The organism is Hymenobacter pini (assembly GCF_020421205.1).
GTDB lineage: Bacteria > Bacteroidota > Bacteroidia > Cytophagales > Hymenobacteraceae > Hymenobacter > Hymenobacter pini.
Window position 1 is genome coordinate 358830 of record NZ_JAIZZH010000005.1, and the last position, 19258, is coordinate 378087.

Here is a 19258-nt window from a genome sequence, read left to right on the forward strand (position 1 = left end):
ACCTACAAGTCAACAGGCAATACCTCTTTGACCAAACTGCCCAATAAAAAGGCTCCGGTAAATCTACCGGAGCCTTTTTATTGGGTGGTGCTATTAGGCTACCTGCCGGGGCTTCGCTTTTTGCGCCTTCCGCGGAATAGCCGGAGCAGCTTCTGCACCATCCGCTTCGTGGCGGCGCTTGTAAATGGCCATGCCGAAGCCCAGGGCCATGAGCAGCGTGCCACTCCACAGCAGGTTAATGAAAGGCTTTTCGACGGCCTTCAGAATGATATAGTCCTTCTGGGTGGTGCTTACGCCGAAGGTGAATTTGCTTTGCTGCGGGTCCACGTTCAGGAAGCTCAGACGCAGGCCCAAGTCTTCTACCTCGTCCGGCACGCGGCCAATCATGCGGTTGCGCACCACAAACACGGGGTGCACGTGGTACTGCTTCTTCTCACCGTACACCAGGAAGTCGCCCTGAATGGCTAAGTCGCCCTTCTGCAGGCCCAGGCCGGCCGTTTGGTGGGCGGGCTCCACGGCCCGGAACACGGCAAAGTAGTCGTTGAGGTAGATGGTGTCGCCCACGCTCAGCACGTGCTCTTTCACCTCGCTCCAGTCCTTCTCCTTATCCACCGGCGGCACGGCGCTGATGTGGGAGTAGATGTCATGGTCGGCAAACTTTTTGATATCGGGTGAAGCCAGCAGACCGCCCATTTCCTCGTTCACCTGCGCGCGGGGATACAGCGTGAACGTGTCGCCCGACTTCTTGTCCTTGTACTCGACGCGGTAGTAGGTGTTTTCGGGGTTAATTTCTACCGTGTCGCCGGCTTTGTAATATACCTTGTCGCCGCGCTTAATATCAGCACGAGCCAGGGTTTTGTACTCATCGGCGGTGCGGTACAGCAGTTGCTTATCCACGTAGCCGGGCACGCCGGGCACGTCCCAGAACTGGCCGGTGTAGCGCACCTCGTACTTGCCCATCGGGGCCGAGTCGTTGCGCCATAGCAGCACGTTGTCCTGGTTGGTGGTCTGGTCGAACTCGCGGGAGTAGAGCAAGCCGGATACGTTCTGGCTGATGATGTTGGAGTAACCAGCCGAGGCCAGTACGCCCAACAGCATCAGGGCAATGCCCATGTGGGCCACCCCGCCGCCCGAAAGGCTGGCTTTACGCTTCACCAGTGTGAGCACCATGCTCAGGTTGGCCAGCACCCCAAACAGGGCCGTCGTCAGCAGCACGATGTAGGTAATGCTCATTTTGTGGCCGAAGTACTGCACCAGCAGAATCACGAGGGCCGAAATGAGCAGCGTAAGAATAGCCGGCACCGTGAGGGTGCTGGTCAGGCTCGACTTGTCGTTTTTCTGCCACCACATCAGCTGGGCCAGGCCTGAGAAAAAGGCCACGCCCACACCCATCCACAGCTGGAACTTGGTGTAGTGGGCAATCTGGTCGGCGGGCAGGGCCACGTTGGTTTTCACGCCCAGGAAACCCATGAATGCGTTGTACACTGGAATGCTGGTAGTGAACAGTACCTGGAAGGCACCCAGGCACAGCACCGTAGCGCCCACAAACACCCACAACTCGGCGTTGTAGGTAGTCAGCTCTTTCTCCGAAACCGGAATCTGCTTCCAGCGCCACACCAACAGGCCGATAGCCAGCACCACAAAGGCCCCCAGGTAGATTATCAGTTGGCCCGACAGGCCTAAGTCGGTGAAGGAGTGCACCGAGGCGTTGCCCAGCACGCCTGAGCGGGTGAGGAAGGTAGCGTAGAGTACCAGCAGGAAGGTGGCAATAACCAGCACGAAGCTGGTACGCAAAGCCGTGCGGCTACGCTGCCAGAGCACCAGCCCGTGCAGGGAGGCTACCAGCACCAGCCACGGAATGTACACGGCGTTTTCCACCGGGTCCCAGTTCCAATAGCCGCCGAAGTTCAGCGTTTCGTAGGCCCAGTACGCACCCATCACAATACCCACGCCCAGCACCATACCGCCCCACAACGACCAGCGCAGCGCCGGCTTGGTCCACTTGGTCAGTTCACCCTTCCAGAGGCCCGCTACGGCGTAGGCGAAGGGCACCAGCGTGAGGGCAAAGCCCAGGAACAAAGTGGGCGGGTGAATCACCATCCAGTAATTCTGGAGCAGGGCGTTCAGGCCGGTACCATCTTTGGGCACGAAGTTGGGGTTGGTTTTCCAGACCGGCAGGTCGGGCATGAAGTCGCGCAGCAGGATAAACGGCGAGGAGCCGATTTTCAGGTCGCCCAGCACTACGCCCAGAATCATGGACGTGAGGAACAGCTGCACGCCGGCAAACACGGCCATGACCGGAGCTTCCCAGCGGCGGCCATAGCGCATCAGCACCAGGCCAATGCACACGTGCCAGAAAATCCAGAGCAGGAAGCTACCCTCCTGCCCTTCCCAGAAGCAGGAAATCATGTAGTACACCGGCAGGTGGTTGCTGCTATGGCTCCAGGCGTAATAGTACTCGTAGCGGTGCCCGTGGATAATGCCGAACAGGCAGGCAATAACGGATACTACCGCCAGGCTGTGCACTAGGAAAGCCCCCCGGCCCAACTGCAGCCACGAGGCATCGGTGTCGCCGAGGGCGCGACCCTGGCCGGCTTTGTAATAGGAATACGCCGCCACCGTGGCCGCCACAAACGCTACTATGACACTCAGGTGTCCCGCGTCGCCGATAAGGGTGTTCAACATGTGCTGCTGCGTTGAAAGTAAATCAGATTGCCAGATACTCTACCAAACTGATTATGAGTTGTTTTGTCTATCTGAATAGAAACCCGATGCCGGCGCATCCGGCCAGCTCGTCGTTCCCACTGTTTTTGTTGCTGCTGCGCTTGCCGCCGGGAGTCCGTTGGCGGTTTCGGTGGTTGCGTGCCCAGCTTGCTATGGCTAAACCACTGCTGCTGCACCAGTACCGGCGCCATATTATCCTCCGATTCAGCAATTATCTGGTAAAGGTAGCGCCCCGGGGCGGTTACCGTATCAGTCCAGCTGTAGCTCGGGGCAGCAGTACCGTAGGTGCTGCGGGTTACCTCTACCACGGCCTGGCTGCTGGCCCGAAACGCGGTGGCCTCCCGCCGCCACACCCGAAACCGCGCCACCGAGCTGACCGAATCAGGCAGAGTCCAGTGCAGCGTAACCACGCGGCTGGCGCTAGGCGCTGCTGGAGCGGGCGGTAAGCTAGCGGCTGGCAGGCCGTAGGCGGTGCTACTTACTGCCAGGTTGAACCGGCAATAGTCCCGCAGGTAGCCATCCACGTTCAGCAAATACACCTGCCCGGCTTGCAGGCCTTGCAACGGCACAAACACATCATCCTGACTGCCAAGGGAAGTGCACGACAGGATGCGGTACGTAGCCGGCTGACAGGGAATACCCGTAAGCACCACCAGTTGTACCCCGCGCGTGTCCCGGCACTGCTGCCCGCTGATATTCACGAAGTAGCTACCCGAAACTGAGGGCGTGAACTCAAACCACTGGTCGTTGTGGTACTCGATGCATTTGCCCGTCAGGCGCTCGTCCACGCATGGCCACTGCACGGTGCAGTTGGTAGTGGTGGAGGCTACCGGTTTTTCGACCTGTAACACCAGCCGCCGGGCAATGTCGTCGTTGGGCACCTGGCAGGTAGCGGTATTATTCTTCAGCAAAAGCAGCGCAGCCAGCAAACCGACCAAAACCCGGAGTCTGGTTGTTTGCGTGTCTGCTGTTGGTTGCTGCTCCCCCACTACCCGTGTGCTGCCTAGTTAACTGATGCCGTCGCGCCCTTGATATCTTTCTCCACGTATTTAGATGGGCACTTCAGCAGAATTTTATCAGCCACGAAGGTGTCGTTGCGCATGGCCCCGGTAATGACCACCTGCTCCGATTTGTCGAAATCCTGGGGCTTGGGGTTGAAATACACCACGCGCTGGGCAATGCGGTTGGTGTCCACCAGCGTGAAGGCAAAGTAGTTGGGGTCGACGGTGGGGTTGTATTCTAGGCCCAGGATGTTCTTAGCCCCGTCGCGGGGCAAGCGGCCCACCACGTGCACCTTAGTGAGGTTGCCATCGGCAGCCCGCTCCCGAGCTTCTTTAAAGGAAACGTACACGCTGGCATCACCGGCGGTACTCACGATGATGCTGATTGCCACGGCAATAATGGCCATGACGAAAATGTGTGCTTTTTTCATGTCGATTGTACAACAGGCGGCCCAACCACAGGGCCAGAGGTCAATTCTGAACAACAAAGTGCGCCGGAAAGGTGCCGGAATGCGCAACTGCGTAAATGCGTGACGGAGTATTTACTTTAGCCAGCCGGACGGCACTGATGGCATATGTATTCATCTGCCACTGGCGTTACACTATTCCTGCACTTCCTTTTCCAAGCGCGACAGGCGGCGGTCCAGTGAAATCAGGAAGAACAGCAGGCCAGCCAGCACCACGGCAATAACGGCCACTACCACGTAGATTTTGCCGCTTTGGCGCAGGGCATCGGCCATTTCGGGCTGGTCGGCCGTTTGAGCCGATACGCGCAGTACAGGCAGCAACATGGCTACTAGCAGGGCCAGTAAGGGGCGGAGCTTACGCAAGCTGTTTTTCATATACTTTGAGTTTGAGCAAGGAAACGCGGCTGGCCAGCTGGGCCAGCCAGAACGCCAGCAGCGTCCAGCCAATCACGGCCGGATAGAATACCAGCCGCATGTTGCTATCAAGGTCGTACTTAGCGAAGGCCGGGTTGCCGCCCGCCCCGGGGTGCAAAGAGTCCGTGAGGCGGGGCAGGATGTAGAACAGCGGCATAGCCGTGGCAAAGGCGAAGATGTTGTAGATGGCCGATACCCGGGCCCGCTGCTGCTCATCGGTAAAGGAGGAACGCAACACCAGGTAAGCCCCGTAGATGAGCATGGCAATGGCCGCGCCGTTCAGCTTGGGGTCGTTGGTCCACCACGCGCCCCAGGTGTACTTGGCCCAGATACTACCCGTGGCCAACCCCACAAACCCCATCAGAATACCCGTCCGGGCTGATTCGTGGGCCTGGATATCCAGTTCCGGTGTGGGGTTGCGCAGGTAGCGCACCGAGTAATACACCGAAGCCAGCAGGATGAACGTCATCCCAAACCACATGGGCACGTGGAAATACAGGTTCCGGATACTCTCATTGAGAATAGCCAGCCGGGGCACCGGCATGAGCAGGCCCGCTACTGCCACATACAGCAGCAGTATTACACTAAGAGCTTTCCACCAGTTTTTTTTCATGAGGAGTCAGGAGCTAGGAGCTAAGAGGCGGGAACCAAAAGCCGATGTACATCTCTCGGCTTCCGGCTCCTGACTTCTAGCTTCTCCATAGAAAAGGAAACAACAGGTACGATACTGCCCCAACAATCAGGTTCAGGGCTACCAAGGTCAGCAGGGAGCTGCGGCTGGCTTCAAAATCTAAACCATCCAGCGCGTTTTTCGATACTTTGATGAGCAGCAGCAGCATGGGCACCATCAGCGGGAAGCCTAGCACGGCCATCAGGGTGCTGCTGTTGGTGGCCTTGGCAGCAATGCCCGATACCAGCGTGAGCGTGCTGGCAAACCCCAGGGCCCCCAGCACCACATTGCCCACAAACAGCGGCACATCCTGCACGGGGTTGCCCAGCACCACCGAGTACAGCAGCAGCGCCACCAGAGCCAGGCCCAGCAATAGCAAAGCGTTGTAGGCTATTTTGGCCAGAATGACGGCTTGGGGCCGTACCAGCGTGTAGTAGTACAGCATCCGGCCGCGGCTTTCCTGCAGGAAGCCTTTCGCCACGGCATTCACGGCCGAAAACAGCAGCACAATCCAGAACAGGGCGTTCCAGGCCGGGGCGGGCAGCTGCCCCCCACGCGAGGAGAAGCTCAGGTAACACACGAATACGGTGCTGCTTACGTACAGGAGCATCCCGTTCAGGGCCGCGCGCTGCCGCCACTCCAGGCGGAAGTCCTTCTGCATCAGTACCCAAATTTCGCTCAGAAGCGTCACGGCAACACGGCTGGTAAACAGGACCGCAAAGATACAACCCAACTCCCGGATTAGCCCCCACCCCGGCCGGAATAGTATGCCTACTGCCTACATGAAATAAATCAGGCGATTTTCCTGTTGGAAAACCGCCTGATTTGGCACCGTTAGAATAGCTACCGGTTAAAAATCGTACCCTAGGGTAACGTACAGCTTCGGCCCTTTGATGGAGTATTGCTCCCGGCCCCAAGCCACGTCGCCTTTCACGTAGAAACCCAGCATGGTAGTACGCATGCCCACCCCGTAGCCGTACAGCATGGGGTTAGTGAAATTGACAACGGTGGCATTGAACGAACCCTCCGACACAGTTTTGGTATTGTTGGAGTTGTTCACGCTGAATGGGTTGGCGCCTGAGTAAGTAGTACCCATATCCCCAAAGGCCGTCAACTGCAGGTTACGGAAGAAGCCCGACTCAATGGGCCGGTGCGAGAAGTACTGAATGATGGGCAACCGTAGCTCCGAGTTAAACAACACGTACTTCTGGCCAATGCGCTTGCTGTAATTGTACCCCCGCAGGTTGGTTACAAACTGCTGATAGAACATCTGCGTTGGGTCAATGTCGGTGTTGTTGGTCCCTTTTACTTTGTCAGCGGTGATATACTGGTCGTCATCGTAATTGTAATTCAACCAGTTATCCATACCGCCCAAACGGAAGAAAGGCTGAGCCGAACCGCCACCGACATACTGCCCAAAACTGGCGCGGTTCGCCCAGATGAGCTGACGGTGCAGCTTTTGGTAGTGGCGCAGGTCGATAAAGATTTTCGTGAAACTGGTGTTGTGCCCCGAAATATCGTTCAGGCGCGTTACGCCCGCTTTCATGCGGGTACCCTGCAGCATGTTCACGCCGGTGGCAATGGAGTTATCAAACACTAGTTCACCTTCGCCACCCAGGTAATTGTTTGTACGGTCGGTGGAGTTGGTCAGGTCTGAATATACCTTCCGGCTCACCGTCACGAAACGTGGCCCCAGCCGCACGCTCAGGTTGTGCGTGAGCGGATAGGCCAGCGTAGGCGCAATTTCGTGCCGGCCGTAGCGTATCCGGCCGTTATCCAAGTCTTGGAAATACGCTTGTTTTTGATACCGGATGCTCCAGTCGTAGCGGTGCTTCAGGTTGGTATATTCAGCGAAGATATTGCTGGTGCGCAGGTCGGTGAGGGCGAAAATGCCAGCCTGAATCCGGTGGTCTTCCATCATATCCGACATGTTTACCTGCCCCAGCAATCCTAACCCCTGCAGCGGATCAGAATACAGGGTAGATACCACATTGTCGATGCTAAAGCGGGTATCGTAGAGGAAAGGCCCGGATACCGACGACGCCTCCGCCGGAGCCGCCTGGGGCAGCGCTACTACGGTAGCCGGCCGCCGCTTGGGCGTGGTGGGTGAAGCACGAGAGGCTGGAATATCCTCATCAAACTGGTATTCACTGGTATTTACACGCTGGTTTTGTTGGGGAGCAGTTGGAGCCGTGGCAGCGGGCGCAGTAGCGGCTGGCTGCGCGTTCTGCTGGGCCGCGTTAGCAATGGTTGGCCCGGGCCGGTTGGGAGCGGCGGCTTTAGCCGGCTTCGAGCGGTCTTCCAGCGTTTCCTGGCGGGCCGTTTTGTAAAGCTTCAAATCTGTTGGCAGCGTGTAGTTGGGGTACAGGTACACACTTTCCCGCCCATCGGCCGCGGCCACTACGGCCAGCGTTGCGGTAGCCGCGTTGTAATCGTACTCCTTGATATCGGCCAGAAAGCTGGTGACCGGTTGGTACTGCTTAGTGCCCAGCGCAAGGCGGTACAGGCTGCGCACTCCGCTTTCCTCACTGATATACAGCACTTCGGAATCAGAGATGGCGTGGGGTCGGCCTTCGTTGGAAATGGTGCTGGCCAACACTTCTACGGGCTGCGGCCGGCCATCGAGGTGGTACAGGTACAGGTCGTAGTTGTTCACCACGGCCCCGAAACTGCCTTTGGCCGTACCCGCCGAGTCCAGCCACCGGTTGGAGCTGAACAAAATCCCGCTACCGCCGGGCAGAAATGCCGGCTCCACGTCGTCAAAGATGTCGTTGGTGAGCTTTTCGGGCGTGCGGCTGCCGGCCCGCAACAGGTAGATGTCGTTTTGCCCGTTGCGCACCCCGCTAAACACCAACGACTTGCCATCGGGCGAGTAGCTGATATCCGTAACCTGCGAGAACTGCCCGAACAGGGAGTTGCTTCGGCCAAATGTGGGTAGCAGACTTTTCAGGCGGGCCAGCATGTTGGGTACGCCTCCGTTGGCTTCGCGGAGCTGCAGAGCCAGTTGGCCCTTGCTTTCCTCCACCACCGCTACCTGGCTGTTACCACGCCAGGCCAACACCGGCAACCGGGTTTCCACTTGCTGGTCGGGGGTTTTGTAGCCGCTCCGGTGGATTTTGGTGCGGCCTTTCCCGTTCTTATTCATCACTAGTACCCGGTAGCGGCCCTGGTCGTTCTGCACAAATGCCAGGCGCTGGCCGTTAGGGCTAAGCACGGGCTGGCTGTAGAGCACGGCCCGGCGGCTACCACCGGCCACACTGTTTTTATCGTTCAGTTCCTGGTAGGGTGTCAGAGGCTGGGCATTGAGCTGGCGGTAATAGGCCAACCAGTCCTTCAGGAACACTTTGTAAGGCACATTCAGCGAGGAGCTAATGCCCACTTCCACGTCGCGGGTGATGCGCGTCAGGTTCAGAATGTTCTGGACGCTGGTATAGCCGTAGCGCTCCGCAATGTAATTCCACACACTTTGGCCGGCCAACTCCGGGTTGCGCACAAAGAACGGGGCTGTCCGGTTGCCTTCATATTCTTTGGTCATAGTGCGCATGTAGTTGTCCATCTCCACGCTCCAGCCCTGCGCCGCGTAGGCCGAGGCTCCGCTGATAAACCAGTCGGGCAGTTGTAGCAGGTAGCTGCTCTGGATGATTTCCTTGAGCGAGCCACCGTACATCATATCGTTGAGCAGCACCTGGGTGATGCGGTTGCTGAGGTCCTGCTTGAAGCGGGTTTGCTGGCCTTGGAAGGCAATTTGCACCTTTGTCATGCGCAGCAGCGAGGTTTCGCCGCCAGTTTCGTACTTATCCGAGGTCAACCCCACGTTGCTCTGGCGCAGGTCGCCCACGGAGTTGTAGAGCATAATGGTGGTTTTGGAGTACGGATAGTACCCAATCAGCCCCGTAATGCGCTGCAGCTCTTTTTCGGCGTACTCCGCCGCGTGCCGGGCAGCGGCCTCGCCCCCGGCGTAATAGTAGATGTTGAAGTTCTGAGTGCTGAGTTGCTGCCACCGGAACTCTTTGTACTGGATGCGGACCCGCCCAAATGGCTCCTGCGCCGTTTGGGCCTGGGCAGTACCGCTCACCAACAAACCGCTCAGCAGCACAGCTGCCAGGCCAGCTGGCCCTTTCACGCGGGGCCAGAAAAGAAAGGACACGTGCCTCATATACTGAAAGCTAGGAACGGGATGCAGGTAAACCGGCCGCGGCCGGCGCGGATGGATATAACGAAAGATACCGCCGGATATTGACTTCGGGCCAAGGCTCTACGTCATTTTCCAGCCAGTCGGCCATGAGTTGGGCCAGCCGGGGTGCCATCATCACTCCTTTTGAGCCAAACCCATTAAACATGTGCACGCCCGGCGTTTCCGGGTGAGTGCCCAGCAAGGGCTTCCGGTCGCGCACGGCGGGGCGCACGCCCGCCCGCTGCCCCGTCACGCGGAACGGCAGGTCGGTAATGGCCTCCAGCCGCTGCACCAGTTCGGCGCGGGCTTCGGGCGTGGTACCGGCCGCAAACGGGGGCCAGCGGTAGGTGGCACCCACGCGTACCTGCCCGCCCATGAGCGGCACCACGTAAGCACCCTTGTTCAGCACGGCACCTTCCGGTAGATCGGGGCATTCCACGTCCAGTACCTCGCCCTGATTAGGAGTGAGTGGCAGCCAATTGAAAAACGGATTATGAACCGCCGCGGCTCCCTCACAACTGATAACGTGCTGGGTATGCACCCGTCCGTCGTACAGGAAGCCGCCGGCTGCATCGGCAACAAGCCGGGCCCAGTCAAAAGTTTCGTGTTGCAGCCATCCTTCCCGCAGCCCTTGGGCGGTCAGGCGCGTGAGCAGTTCCTCTACCAGCACGTAGCCCCCACCCCGCACCAGCAAGCCGCCAAACTCCTGGTGAATACCGGGCAGAGCGGGCAGCTCACCGGTAGCTTCCTGCACAAACGGCTGCCACGGTTGGTCGGCGCTGCGGGCCAGTACCGAGTTCTGCTCCTGCACCGAGGAGAACAGCTTTACAATGGGCATTTCGCGCAGAATGGGCACCCGCAACTGCTCCTCCAGAGCCCGGTAAAACGGAATGGCCGCATCTAAAAGCTCTTCGGCCCGCCAGCCCAGGGCAAACCGCTTCCCTGCCACCGGATTCATGAGGCCGGCCGCTACCCGGGAAGCCGAATCCGGCTGAGGCGCATCCAACACCAGCACTTGCCGGCCCCGGGCGCGTAGCTCAGCCGCCAAGGCCGCGCCGGCAATACCGTAACCTACCAATATATACTCTACTCGTATCATTGGGGGCAAGGTAGGGGATTTGACGGCATGCCCGAATACGGAACCGGTTTGAATAAGGTGCTTCAACCGGAGCACGGGTAGTCCGGCGCAAGACGGCACCTCACTACACTTCCGTAACTTACCCGCGCATTTGCGGGCGGACCACACCTGGCCGCCATTCCTCTATAAGCACCCATGACGGTTTCCGGATTTACCTTCAACGCCTTTTCTGAGAATACGTACCTGCTGCACGATGCCACCAAGCAGTGCGTGGTAGTTGACCCCGGCTGCTACGACGAGGCCGAGCAACAGGCCCTACAGCAGTTTATCAGCAGCCAGGGCCTGCAGGTGGTACTGCTCCTGAATACGCACTGCCACATCGACCACGTATTCGGTAATCAGTTTATTCTGGATACTTATAAGGTTCCTTTCCTGATTCATGAGGCCGATTTGAGCACGCTCCGCTCGGTACCGGCGTACGCGCCCAGCTACGGTTTTCCGCTCTACACGCCTGCTGAGCCCACGGGCTTTCTGACGCCCGGCGAGCCGGTGCGCTTCGGCGAAACGGAGCTGGAAGTGCGGTTTGCCCCCGGCCACGCCCCCGGCCACGTCATGTTCTACCACGCTCCATCGGGGGTAGTAATTGGGGGCGACGTGCTGTTCCGGGGTAGCATTGGGCGCACCGATTTGCCCGGCGGCGACTATGCCACGCTCATCAGCAGCATCCGCACCCAGCTGCTCACCCTGCCCGATGCCACGGTAGTATACCCCGGCCACGGCCCGGCTACCACCGTTGGCGAGGAACGGCGCAGCAACCCATTCCTGCAATAAAAGCCCGTAGCAATCCGTAAAGCGCTTTGCGGCAAGCTGCGGATTGCTCTCCGGTACTCTGACTTCTACGACTTCTACTTCCTTGAAAAGACACCTTCCCAACGCCGTTACCTGCCTAAACCTGTTTTCGGGCTGCCTGGCACTCTGCCAGATTTTTGCCGGCAACCTCGAACTGGGAGCCTATTTTGTGGTACTATCGGCCGTATTCGACTTTTTCGATGGCTTGCTGGCCCGGGCCCTGCATGTTTCTTCCCCCATCGGGAAGGACCTGGACTCGCTGGCCGATGTGGTGTCGTTTGGGGTAGTACCGGGCGCGTTTCTGTACGTCCTACTGGTCCAGAGCGGGGCCGATTTGCCTGATTGGCTGCCGTATGCGGGCTTTATCGTAACAGTATTCTCGGCGCTGCGCCTGGCTAAGTTCAACAACGACACCCGGCAGTCCGATTCGTTTATTGGTCTGCCCACGCCGGCCTGTACGCTGGTAGTAGCCTCCCTGCCCCTGATTCTGGCAAACGACCGGTTTGCGCTCAGTCCGTTCATTCTCAACCCGTGGGTACTGCTGGTGCTCACGCTGGTGCTGTCGGGGCTGCTGGTAGCAGAGCTGCCGCTGTTTGCGCTCAAGTTCAAGTCGTTCCGGTGGCAGGACAACCAAGTGCGCTTCGTCTTCCTGCTGCTGAGCCTAGGCCTGCTGCTGTGGCTGTGGGCAGCCGCCGTGCCGGTTATCATTCTGCTATATGTGCTGCTGTCGGTGGTAAGCCCCGCAAAACCGGCGGTTCAATAGCTACATACTAACCTGCGGCACAGTACCCGGTAACTTCCAAATGGTGTGTTTTTTACGTTACACCCTGCAATAATTCCCGATTTTGGCAGTTAAGTACCGGTGGCTGAACTGTGTTGGGCGGCTACCTGTTGCACGTCCAACTCTCTGTTTTTCTGTTGCTGTTTTGCGTATGCGTCTTTCTACGTTCCGGTTACTTACGCTCTGGGTACTCAGTATGGCCAGTTTGGCCGCTCAGGCGCAGTCGGGCCAGGTAGCCCGGGCACGTATTCTATGGACGGGTACTGAGCCAGTTACCATTCGTGGGCAGCAGCGCCGGGTACCGTCGTTTCGGGGTGCATCCTTCCGCGTGGGGCAACAAGTGGGCGCGTTTCAGATGCGTCTGCCCAGTGCCGCCACCGGAGGCCAGCTACAGGAAACGGTGTACGAGCCCGTGGCCCCTACCGACGCCAAACAGCTGGATGTAGCTGCCCTACCCACCACGCCCGCACTGGAGTTGATTACGGGCCTGGAAAACCGGCAACCGGTCACGCTGCTAGCCATTCAGCCGTTGCGACGCAACCCGCAAACGGGCCAGGCTGAAAAGCTGGTTTCCTTTAGCTACAGCTACACGCCCGCAGCCTTTCGGGGCACCGCCAGCCGCACCTACACGCGCACTTCTGCCCTCAGCCAGGGCGAGTGGTTTAAGCTGGGGGTGGCCAACAGCGGCATCTACAAGCTCGATAAAGCTACCCTGAGCAGCCTGGGGCTGAATGTGCAGAGCCTCGACCCCGCCCGCCTGCGCCTCTACGGCAATGCCATGGGCACCCTGCCCCAGGCCAACAGCGCCTACCGCCCCGACGATTTGGTGGAAAACCCCATCCAGTTTGTGGGGGATGGTAACGCCACCTTCGACGACAACGAGTATTTTCTGTTTTATGCCCGGGGCCCGCACACTTGGGCCCGGGAGGGCCAGACGGCCTACTTCCGCCACCAGCAAAATCCCTACGCCGATACGGCCTACTACTTTGTAACCGTGGGCACCAGCGCCGGCCGCCGCGTGGCCGCCGCGCCAGCCGTCAGCGGCTCGGCGTCGGCCCGTATCAGCACCTTTGCCGAGCGGCAGTTTTATGAGCGAGAACTGCTGAATGTGGCCAAATCGGGGCGAGTGTGGGTAGGAGAGCTGTTTTCCAGCACCTCCACCCTGCAGCGCGACTTCTCCTTTACAGTTACCGATTTGGTGCCGGGCACCGCCGCCCGCGTCACGTCTTCGGTGGTAGCCGCTTCACCCAGTGCTACTACTTTCCTAACCAGTATCAATGGCCAGGGTACCGCTACGCAGGTGGTGCTCGGCTTTAGCTGCACCGGCGGGGGCGGCTGTTATCCGGAGGCTGCCAATACCAACTTCTCGGAGCTGACCTACACGGTGCCGGCTACTGCTCCTTCTGACTTCAAGGTTAGTTTTTCCTACAATACCGGCTCCGACCCTGCGGCCCGGGGTTACTTAGATTATCTGGAGCTGAATGCACAGCGGCAGCTTCGTTTCAGCGGCAGCCAGCTAGAGTTCCGTTCCCTAAGCAACGTGGCTCCTAGTGCTATCAGCCAGTTCGACGTTGCCAATGCCAGCACCGGTACCATTATCTGGGATGTTACCAACCCGCGCCGGCCGGCCATCGTCAATCACTCCGCTGGCTCTTTTCTGGCTCGCACTGATTCCGTCCGTGAGTATGTGGCGTTTGCTGGCAGTAATTTTCCCACGCCCCGAGGTTTCGGCCGGGTACCCAATCAGAACCTGCATGCCCTCAACCTCGATGGCAAGCTGGAACTCGTCATTCTGACGCACCCGGCGTTTCTGGCCGCCGCCAATAAGCTGGCTGCCCACCGCGCCGCCCACGATGGCCTCACGGTGCAGGTTGTCACCACCTCACAGGTGTACAATGAGTTTGGTTCGGGCGGTCAGGACGTATCGGCCATCCGTGACTTTATGAAAATGGTGTACGACCGGAACACCACCGGCCGCCGCCAGTACCTGTTGCTGTTCGGCGACGCTTCCTACGACTACAAAGCCGACCCCACCAACGACCTCACCCAACTACCGGCGTGGTGGAAAGACCGCCAGCCCCTCAACGCCGATAAAATCAACCAAAACTTCGTGCCGGTGTATGAGTCGGTGGAAGGCTTTGACCTAGTAATGGGTGGGCGCCTTGGCGGTCAAGGTCTCACCTATTCCTCCGACGACTACTACGGCCTCCTCGACGACAACGAGGGTGCTTGGTTACCCAACACCAGCAATGAGTTAATGGACGTAGCAGTAGGCCGCTTGCCCGTGCGTACCGCCACCATGGCCCAGGCTACCGTTGATAAGCTTATCGGCTACGATGCGGTAGCTGGCTTTGGCAAGTGGCGCAACCGGTTATCGTTTGTAGCCGATGACGGTGACGGTAATCTGTTCACGGATTATAGTGACCAACTTGCGAATCCGCTGGATACTCTGCGTGCTGCGCTAGGCTACAACGTATATAAGCAGTACCTCGACCTTTTTCCACAAGCCACCGTAGCAGCCGGGCAACGCTCACCCGCCGCCGAAAAGGCCGTGGACGAAGCATTTGAAAAAGGCTCCTTGATCATTAATTATATCGGTCACGGTAGCCCCCGCAGTTGGGCCGACGAGCAAATCCTGACCAGCGCCTCAGTACAGAGGCTACAAAATTCTGGTACGCTGCCCTTTCTATTTACCGGTACTTGTGACTTCAGCACCTATGATAATCCGGAGTTTACCTCCGCTGGCGAAAGTGCGCTAACAGATATCAGCGGTGGAGCTATTGGTCTGCTGACTACTACCCGCGTGGTGTACGCCGATAAAAACCAGGCCCTGGCTATTGAGTTCTTCAATGACCTGTTCAAAACCCGCGCCGATGGTACCATGCCTCGTATCGGTGACATCTGCCGCACGGCTAAGAATGTAGCCGTTGCCGGCGACAACAACCGCAACTACGCCCTGCTCGGCGACCCATCCATGCGCCTAGCTTATCCGCAGCAGGAGGCCGTGGTAACGGCCATCAACGGCAAATCCGCTACCCAGGCTGATACGCTCAAAGCGCTGCAGCAAGTAACGCTGCAAGGCGAAATCCGGCAGGGAAGCCGATTGAATACGGCCTTCAACGGCACAGCCAACGTGCAGGTATTCGAGAAAAAAACTACTACCCGTACGCTGGGCAATGAATCGGACCCGGTGCCGGTTGTATTGCGCGAAAACGTCATCTACGACGGCCCGGCCACGGTGCGCAACGGTCAGTTCAAGCTGCAATTTGTAGTACCCAAGGATATCAACTACAACGTGGGCCAAGGCAAAATCAGCCTATACGCCGCCGATGTCGTCAATCACACCGACGCCCACGGCCAGCAGTTGGTAGGCGTGGGCGACGCCTCTCCTCTCGCCTTCCGCGACACCATTCCGCCCCGCATCCGCCTGTTCATGGATAACGAGCAGTTTGTGTTCGGGGGCCTCACGGGCCTGACTACCACACTGCTGGGCACCCTGCGCGACGAAAGCGGCATCAATACCGCCGGCACCGGCATCGGCCACGACCTTACAGCTACTCTCGACGGCGACGCCAGCAAGGTGACGGTCCTCAATTCTTTCTACACAGCCAAAACCGACAGTTTTCAGGTAGGCCGCGTGGAGTATAAGTTCAAAGATCTTGCTGCGGGTCCCCACGAGTTGCGCGTGAAAGCCTGGGATACGTGGAATAACTCTGCCGAGCGCACCATTGAGTTTGTGGCGGCTGCCAACGAAAAACTGGCCCTACAGCACGTGCTGAACTACCCTAACCCTTTCGCGCGCAACACCACGTTCCACTTCGACCACAACCGCCAGGGCGAGGACCTCGAAATCCAGGTACAGATTTTTACCGTTTCTGGTAAGCTGGTGCGCACGTTGCAGGCCACGGCCCTGGGCAGCGGCTCGCACGTATCCTCCATTAGCTGGGACGGCCGCGACGAATACCAGGACCAGCTGGCCCGGGGCGTATACGTATACCGCGTCAGCGTACGGGCACGTTCAACCGGCAGCGACAATTCCTCTACCGCCTCTAAATACGAAAAACTGGTGCTACTGAATTAACTGCAGCTTTTCGCCTACCTTCCGTCTCCAACCCCTTCTTCCCGTTTATGACACTGCCAAAACTGTCCTTGCGCTCTGTTCTGCTACCTGGCCTGTTGGGTCTCGCGGCTACCGCTACTCACGCGCAGAGCCGGGATAATGCCATTACCACCGCTGTTCCCATTCTCACCATCAGCCCCGACAGCCGTTCATCAGCCCTGGGCGAGGCGGGTGTGGCCATTAGCCCCGACGCTAATGCCGGCTATTACAACCCCGGTAAGCTGGGTTTTGTGCGTTACCAGCACAGCGCAGCCGTGTCTTATACGCCTTGGCTGGCCAGCATCTCCAACGATATGGGCTTGGCGTACCTCAGCGGCACCAGTAAAATTGGTGAGCGGGCTACCCTGTCGGCCAATCTGATGTATTTTGATTTGGGCCAGATTGAGTATCGTACGGCGAACAATCAGTCCAACGGCACTTTTAATCCCAAAGAATATGCCCTTACTATCGGCTACGGCCAAAAGCTGAGCGACAAATTTGGGGTTGGCATCAACGCCCGCTACATCCGCTCCAACCTGACTGGTGGAGCCGCAAACGTCGACTCAAATCCGGCCAACGCCATTGCCGTTGACCTGGGCGCGTATTACAACACCGACCTCTCTATTGGCACTGGTGATTACGGCCTTGCTTTTGGTGCAGCCGTTTCCAATATCGGCAACAAAATCACTTATACCGATCCAAACCGCGCCGACTTCCTGCCCACCAATCTGAAGCTAGGTACCGCCATTACCAAAGAGCTGGATGCCTACAACAAAATCACGCTGACAGTAGATGCCAACAAGCTGTTAGTACCTACGCCCTACTACGATAAGAACGACCCCACCGATAATCGTCAGGCTCCGGCCGTAGTAGCGGAAAACGAGAAGCGGGCTGGCTACGGTATTGTCCGCGGCATCACTAGCTCCTTCAGCGACGCCCCCGGTGGCTTCTCCGAGGAACTGAAGGAAATTAACTTGTCTGCCGGGGCTGAGTACGTGTACAACGACCTGCTTATGGTTCGCGCAGGCTACTTCTACGAGAATCCTAACAAAGGTGCGCGTCAGTATCTGAGCTTCGGTGCCGGGGTACGATACCAAGTATTCGGCATCGATGGGACCTACTTAGTGCCTAACTCCCGAAATAACCCCCTGTCGCAAACTTTACGCGTATCATTGCACTTTAACTTCAATGAACTCAGCGAGGCCTTCGGTAGCTCCGACAGCCCCACCAACTAATTTCCTTTTGATGCTCGACCGTACAGTCGCTCCTCCCGTTCAGCCGCTGGCCAGCGTAAAGCTGCCGGCGGCTGACGTGTTTTCGCTCCCTAATAGAGCGCGTTTACATGTTCTCCGCAACGACGCGCAGCCAGTTGTCCGTTTACAGATAGTAGTAAAAGCAGGCAAATGGGCAGAGCCTGCCCCCGGTATTTCCTTACTCACGGCCCGTATGCTGCTGGAAGGCACCCGAACCCGCTCTGCCCGCCAGATAGCCGACGAAATAGCTTACTACGGAGCATCACTGGAATGTGAACAGGGCTTTGACCGCGCCACTCTCACGCTGTATTGCCTCACCCGGCACTTAGCCAACCTTCTGCCGTTGGTAATTGATGTGCTGACAGCCCCCACATTTCCCGAGGCAGAGTTAGCATTGTTAAAGACGCGCACCATTCAAAACGTGCGCGTCGAACGTCAGAAAACCAGTTACCTGGCCGCAGAACAATTCTCCCAGAATTTGTTTGGTGCCACGCACCCCTACGGTCAGAAGTTCAACGAAGAAACGTTTCAGCAGGTCACTGCCGAGCAGTTGCGGACGTTTCATCAACAGGCTTATCAGCTCTCTACAGCCGAAATCTTTCTCTGCGGCGACAGTAAGGCCGCTGACGAACAGATGCTGCAGGAGGTGTTGGGTACCATAACCCAATCTACTCCTAGTTACCCGGAGCAGTCAGACATTGTACTGACTATGGAACCTACAAATTCCTATGTCCCTGTGGAGGGCAGCTTACAGGCCTCTCTCCGTATTGGCCGCCTGTGGCCTGGTTTGCACAACCCTGACACGCATAAACTCCAAGTGCTTGTAAAGGTACTTGGGGGATATTTCGGCTCACGGCTCATGAAAAACATCCGTGAAGACAAAGGCCTAACCTACGGTATTTATGCCAGCATTGGCCCGCGTGAGCACGCTACCAGCTTCGTAATTGGCTCCGATGTAAACGGTGCCAGCGCAGATGCTGCAATCCGCGAAATTAACCACGAACTGCGCCGCCTACAAAACGACCTGATTCCGGATGCAGAATTACAGACCGTGAAGAATTACATGGCTGGTAAGTTCGCCAATGAGCTCAGCACCGTCTTCGAGCAGTGCGACAAGTATAAGAATCTCATTTTCTTCAGTCTGCCTACTAGCTACTATTCCGATTTCCTGGCAAATATTCAGGCCGTAGATGCCCGTACCCTGCAACAGCTTGCTCAACAATACCTCGGCCCCGAGCAAATGGTTGAGGTAGTAGCAGGCCCGGCAAAATAGAGCTCGTCATCTCTTTTTTACATGTACAAAGGGCACTCATCATTACAATGAGTGCCCTTTGCTTTTATACTACTCATCAAGCAGAAGCGAGTATGGATACTCAACCCGCCTATCACAATTGAACACATAATTGCCTTACTAGCTATTAAACCGCAAGATTGCGCAGTTGCAACAAGTTTAAATTAAGCCAGCAACCAGCCTACAGCACAAAAGCCCGCGCAGCATCTGCTGCGTGGGCTTTTCTGTTTTTTGCTTGATAAGTATTGCTGATGGTATAGCCCAGTTGCAACCAGTAGAGGGCAGACAAAGCGGCCATCTATAGTCTTAACGTAGGCGGCCACACCAGTGCTAACCGCTTACCCAGCTGGTTCCCTCATCACCCTCTTAGCGCTCTGTTAGCAGGGGGGCTATAAACGGCTATTGCCCCGCGTCAGCTGCAGCCCGGGAAGGGCCAGCAGTGCGCGGGGCAATAGAT

At 57.7% G+C, this 19258-nt stretch carries 13 protein-coding genes; 5 read left to right on the forward strand and 8 right to left on the reverse strand.

The window, feature by feature from the left end; all coding sequences use genetic code 11:
* Nucleotides 1-93: 93 nt before the first annotated feature.
* The 8 genes from ccsA to LF252_RS19655 all read right to left on the reverse strand — a co-directional run bounded on the left by ccsA (nucleotide 94) and on the right by LF252_RS19655 (nucleotide 10549).
* Complete coding sequence (gene ccsA / locus LF252_RS19620; protein WP_226271291.1) at nucleotides 94-2685, reverse strand: cytochrome c biogenesis protein CcsA; 2592 nt, start codon at nucleotides 2683-2685, stop codon at nucleotides 94-96.
* Nucleotides 2679-3635 carry a hypothetical protein gene (locus LF252_RS19625; RefSeq protein WP_226271292.1) on the reverse strand — a complete coding sequence of 319 codons (957 nt, stop codon included), beginning with the start codon at nucleotides 3633-3635 and terminating at the stop codon, nucleotides 2679-2681. The genes ccsA and LF252_RS19625 overlap by 7 nt, the downstream gene beginning before the upstream one ends.
* A gap of 92 nt (nucleotides 3636-3727) precedes the next feature.
* Entirely contained in the window at nucleotides 3728-4156 is a 429-nt protein-coding gene (locus tag LF252_RS19630; RefSeq protein ID WP_226271293.1) for a cytochrome c maturation protein CcmE domain-containing protein, read from the reverse strand.
* Between the two features lie 171 nt (nucleotides 4157-4327).
* Nucleotides 4328-4567: a CcmD family protein gene (locus LF252_RS19635; protein ID WP_226271294.1), complete on the reverse strand. Its 240-nt coding sequence runs from the start codon at nucleotides 4565-4567 to the stop codon at nucleotides 4328-4330.
* Nucleotides 4548-5219 (reverse strand): cytochrome c biogenesis protein, encoded by a 672-nt coding sequence (locus tag LF252_RS19640; protein WP_226271295.1) that lies wholly within the window; start codon nucleotides 5217-5219, stop codon nucleotides 4548-4550. The genes LF252_RS19635 and LF252_RS19640 overlap by 20 nt, the downstream gene beginning before the upstream one ends.
* 76 nt (nucleotides 5220-5295) lie before the next feature.
* Nucleotides 5296-5937, reverse strand: a complete 642-nt coding sequence (locus LF252_RS19645) for a heme exporter protein CcmB (protein ID WP_226271307.1) — start codon at nucleotides 5935-5937, stop codon at nucleotides 5296-5298.
* A 189-nt stretch (nucleotides 5938-6126) separates the two neighbouring features.
* Nucleotides 6127-9432 carry a hypothetical protein gene (locus LF252_RS19650; RefSeq protein WP_226271296.1) on the reverse strand — a complete coding sequence of 1102 codons (3306 nt, stop codon included), beginning with the start codon at nucleotides 9430-9432 and terminating at the stop codon, nucleotides 6127-6129.
* Nucleotides 9433-9442: 10 nt separating this feature from the next.
* The gene (locus tag LF252_RS19655) at nucleotides 9443-10549 is read right to left on the reverse strand and encodes an NAD(P)/FAD-dependent oxidoreductase (RefSeq protein ID WP_226271297.1); all 1107 of its coding nucleotides are present in this window, start codon (nucleotides 10547-10549) and stop codon (nucleotides 9443-9445) included.
* A gap of 174 nt (nucleotides 10550-10723) precedes the next feature.
* Between LF252_RS19655 and LF252_RS19660 the strand changes: the two genes are divergently transcribed.
* The 5 genes from LF252_RS19660 (at nucleotide 10724) to LF252_RS19680 (ending at nucleotide 18783) form a co-directional block, all read left to right on the forward strand.
* Nucleotides 10724-11359 (forward strand): MBL fold metallo-hydrolase, encoded by a 636-nt coding sequence (locus LF252_RS19660; RefSeq protein ID WP_226271298.1) that lies wholly within the window; start codon nucleotides 10724-10726, stop codon nucleotides 11357-11359.
* Nucleotides 11360-11441: 82 nt separating this feature from the next.
* Nucleotides 11442-12140, forward strand: coding sequence for a CDP-diacylglycerol--serine O-phosphatidyltransferase (gene pssA, locus LF252_RS19665; protein WP_226271299.1), 699 nt, complete (start codon nucleotides 11442-11444; stop codon nucleotides 12138-12140).
* A gap of 169 nt (nucleotides 12141-12309) precedes the next feature.
* Entirely contained in the window at nucleotides 12310-16239 is a 3930-nt protein-coding gene (gene porU, locus LF252_RS19670) for a type IX secretion system sortase PorU (protein WP_226271300.1), read from the forward strand.
* 47 nt (nucleotides 16240-16286) lie between these two features.
* Nucleotides 16287-17492, forward strand: a complete 1206-nt coding sequence (porV, locus tag LF252_RS19675; RefSeq protein ID WP_226271301.1) for a type IX secretion system outer membrane channel protein PorV — start codon at nucleotides 16287-16289, stop codon at nucleotides 17490-17492.
* A gap of 10 nt (nucleotides 17493-17502) precedes the next feature.
* On the forward strand, nucleotides 17503-18783 hold the full coding sequence (locus tag LF252_RS19680; RefSeq protein WP_226271302.1) for a M16 family metallopeptidase: 1281 nt from the start codon (nucleotides 17503-17505) through the stop codon (nucleotides 18781-18783).
* The last annotated feature ends 475 nt before the right edge of the window (nucleotides 18784-19258 follow it).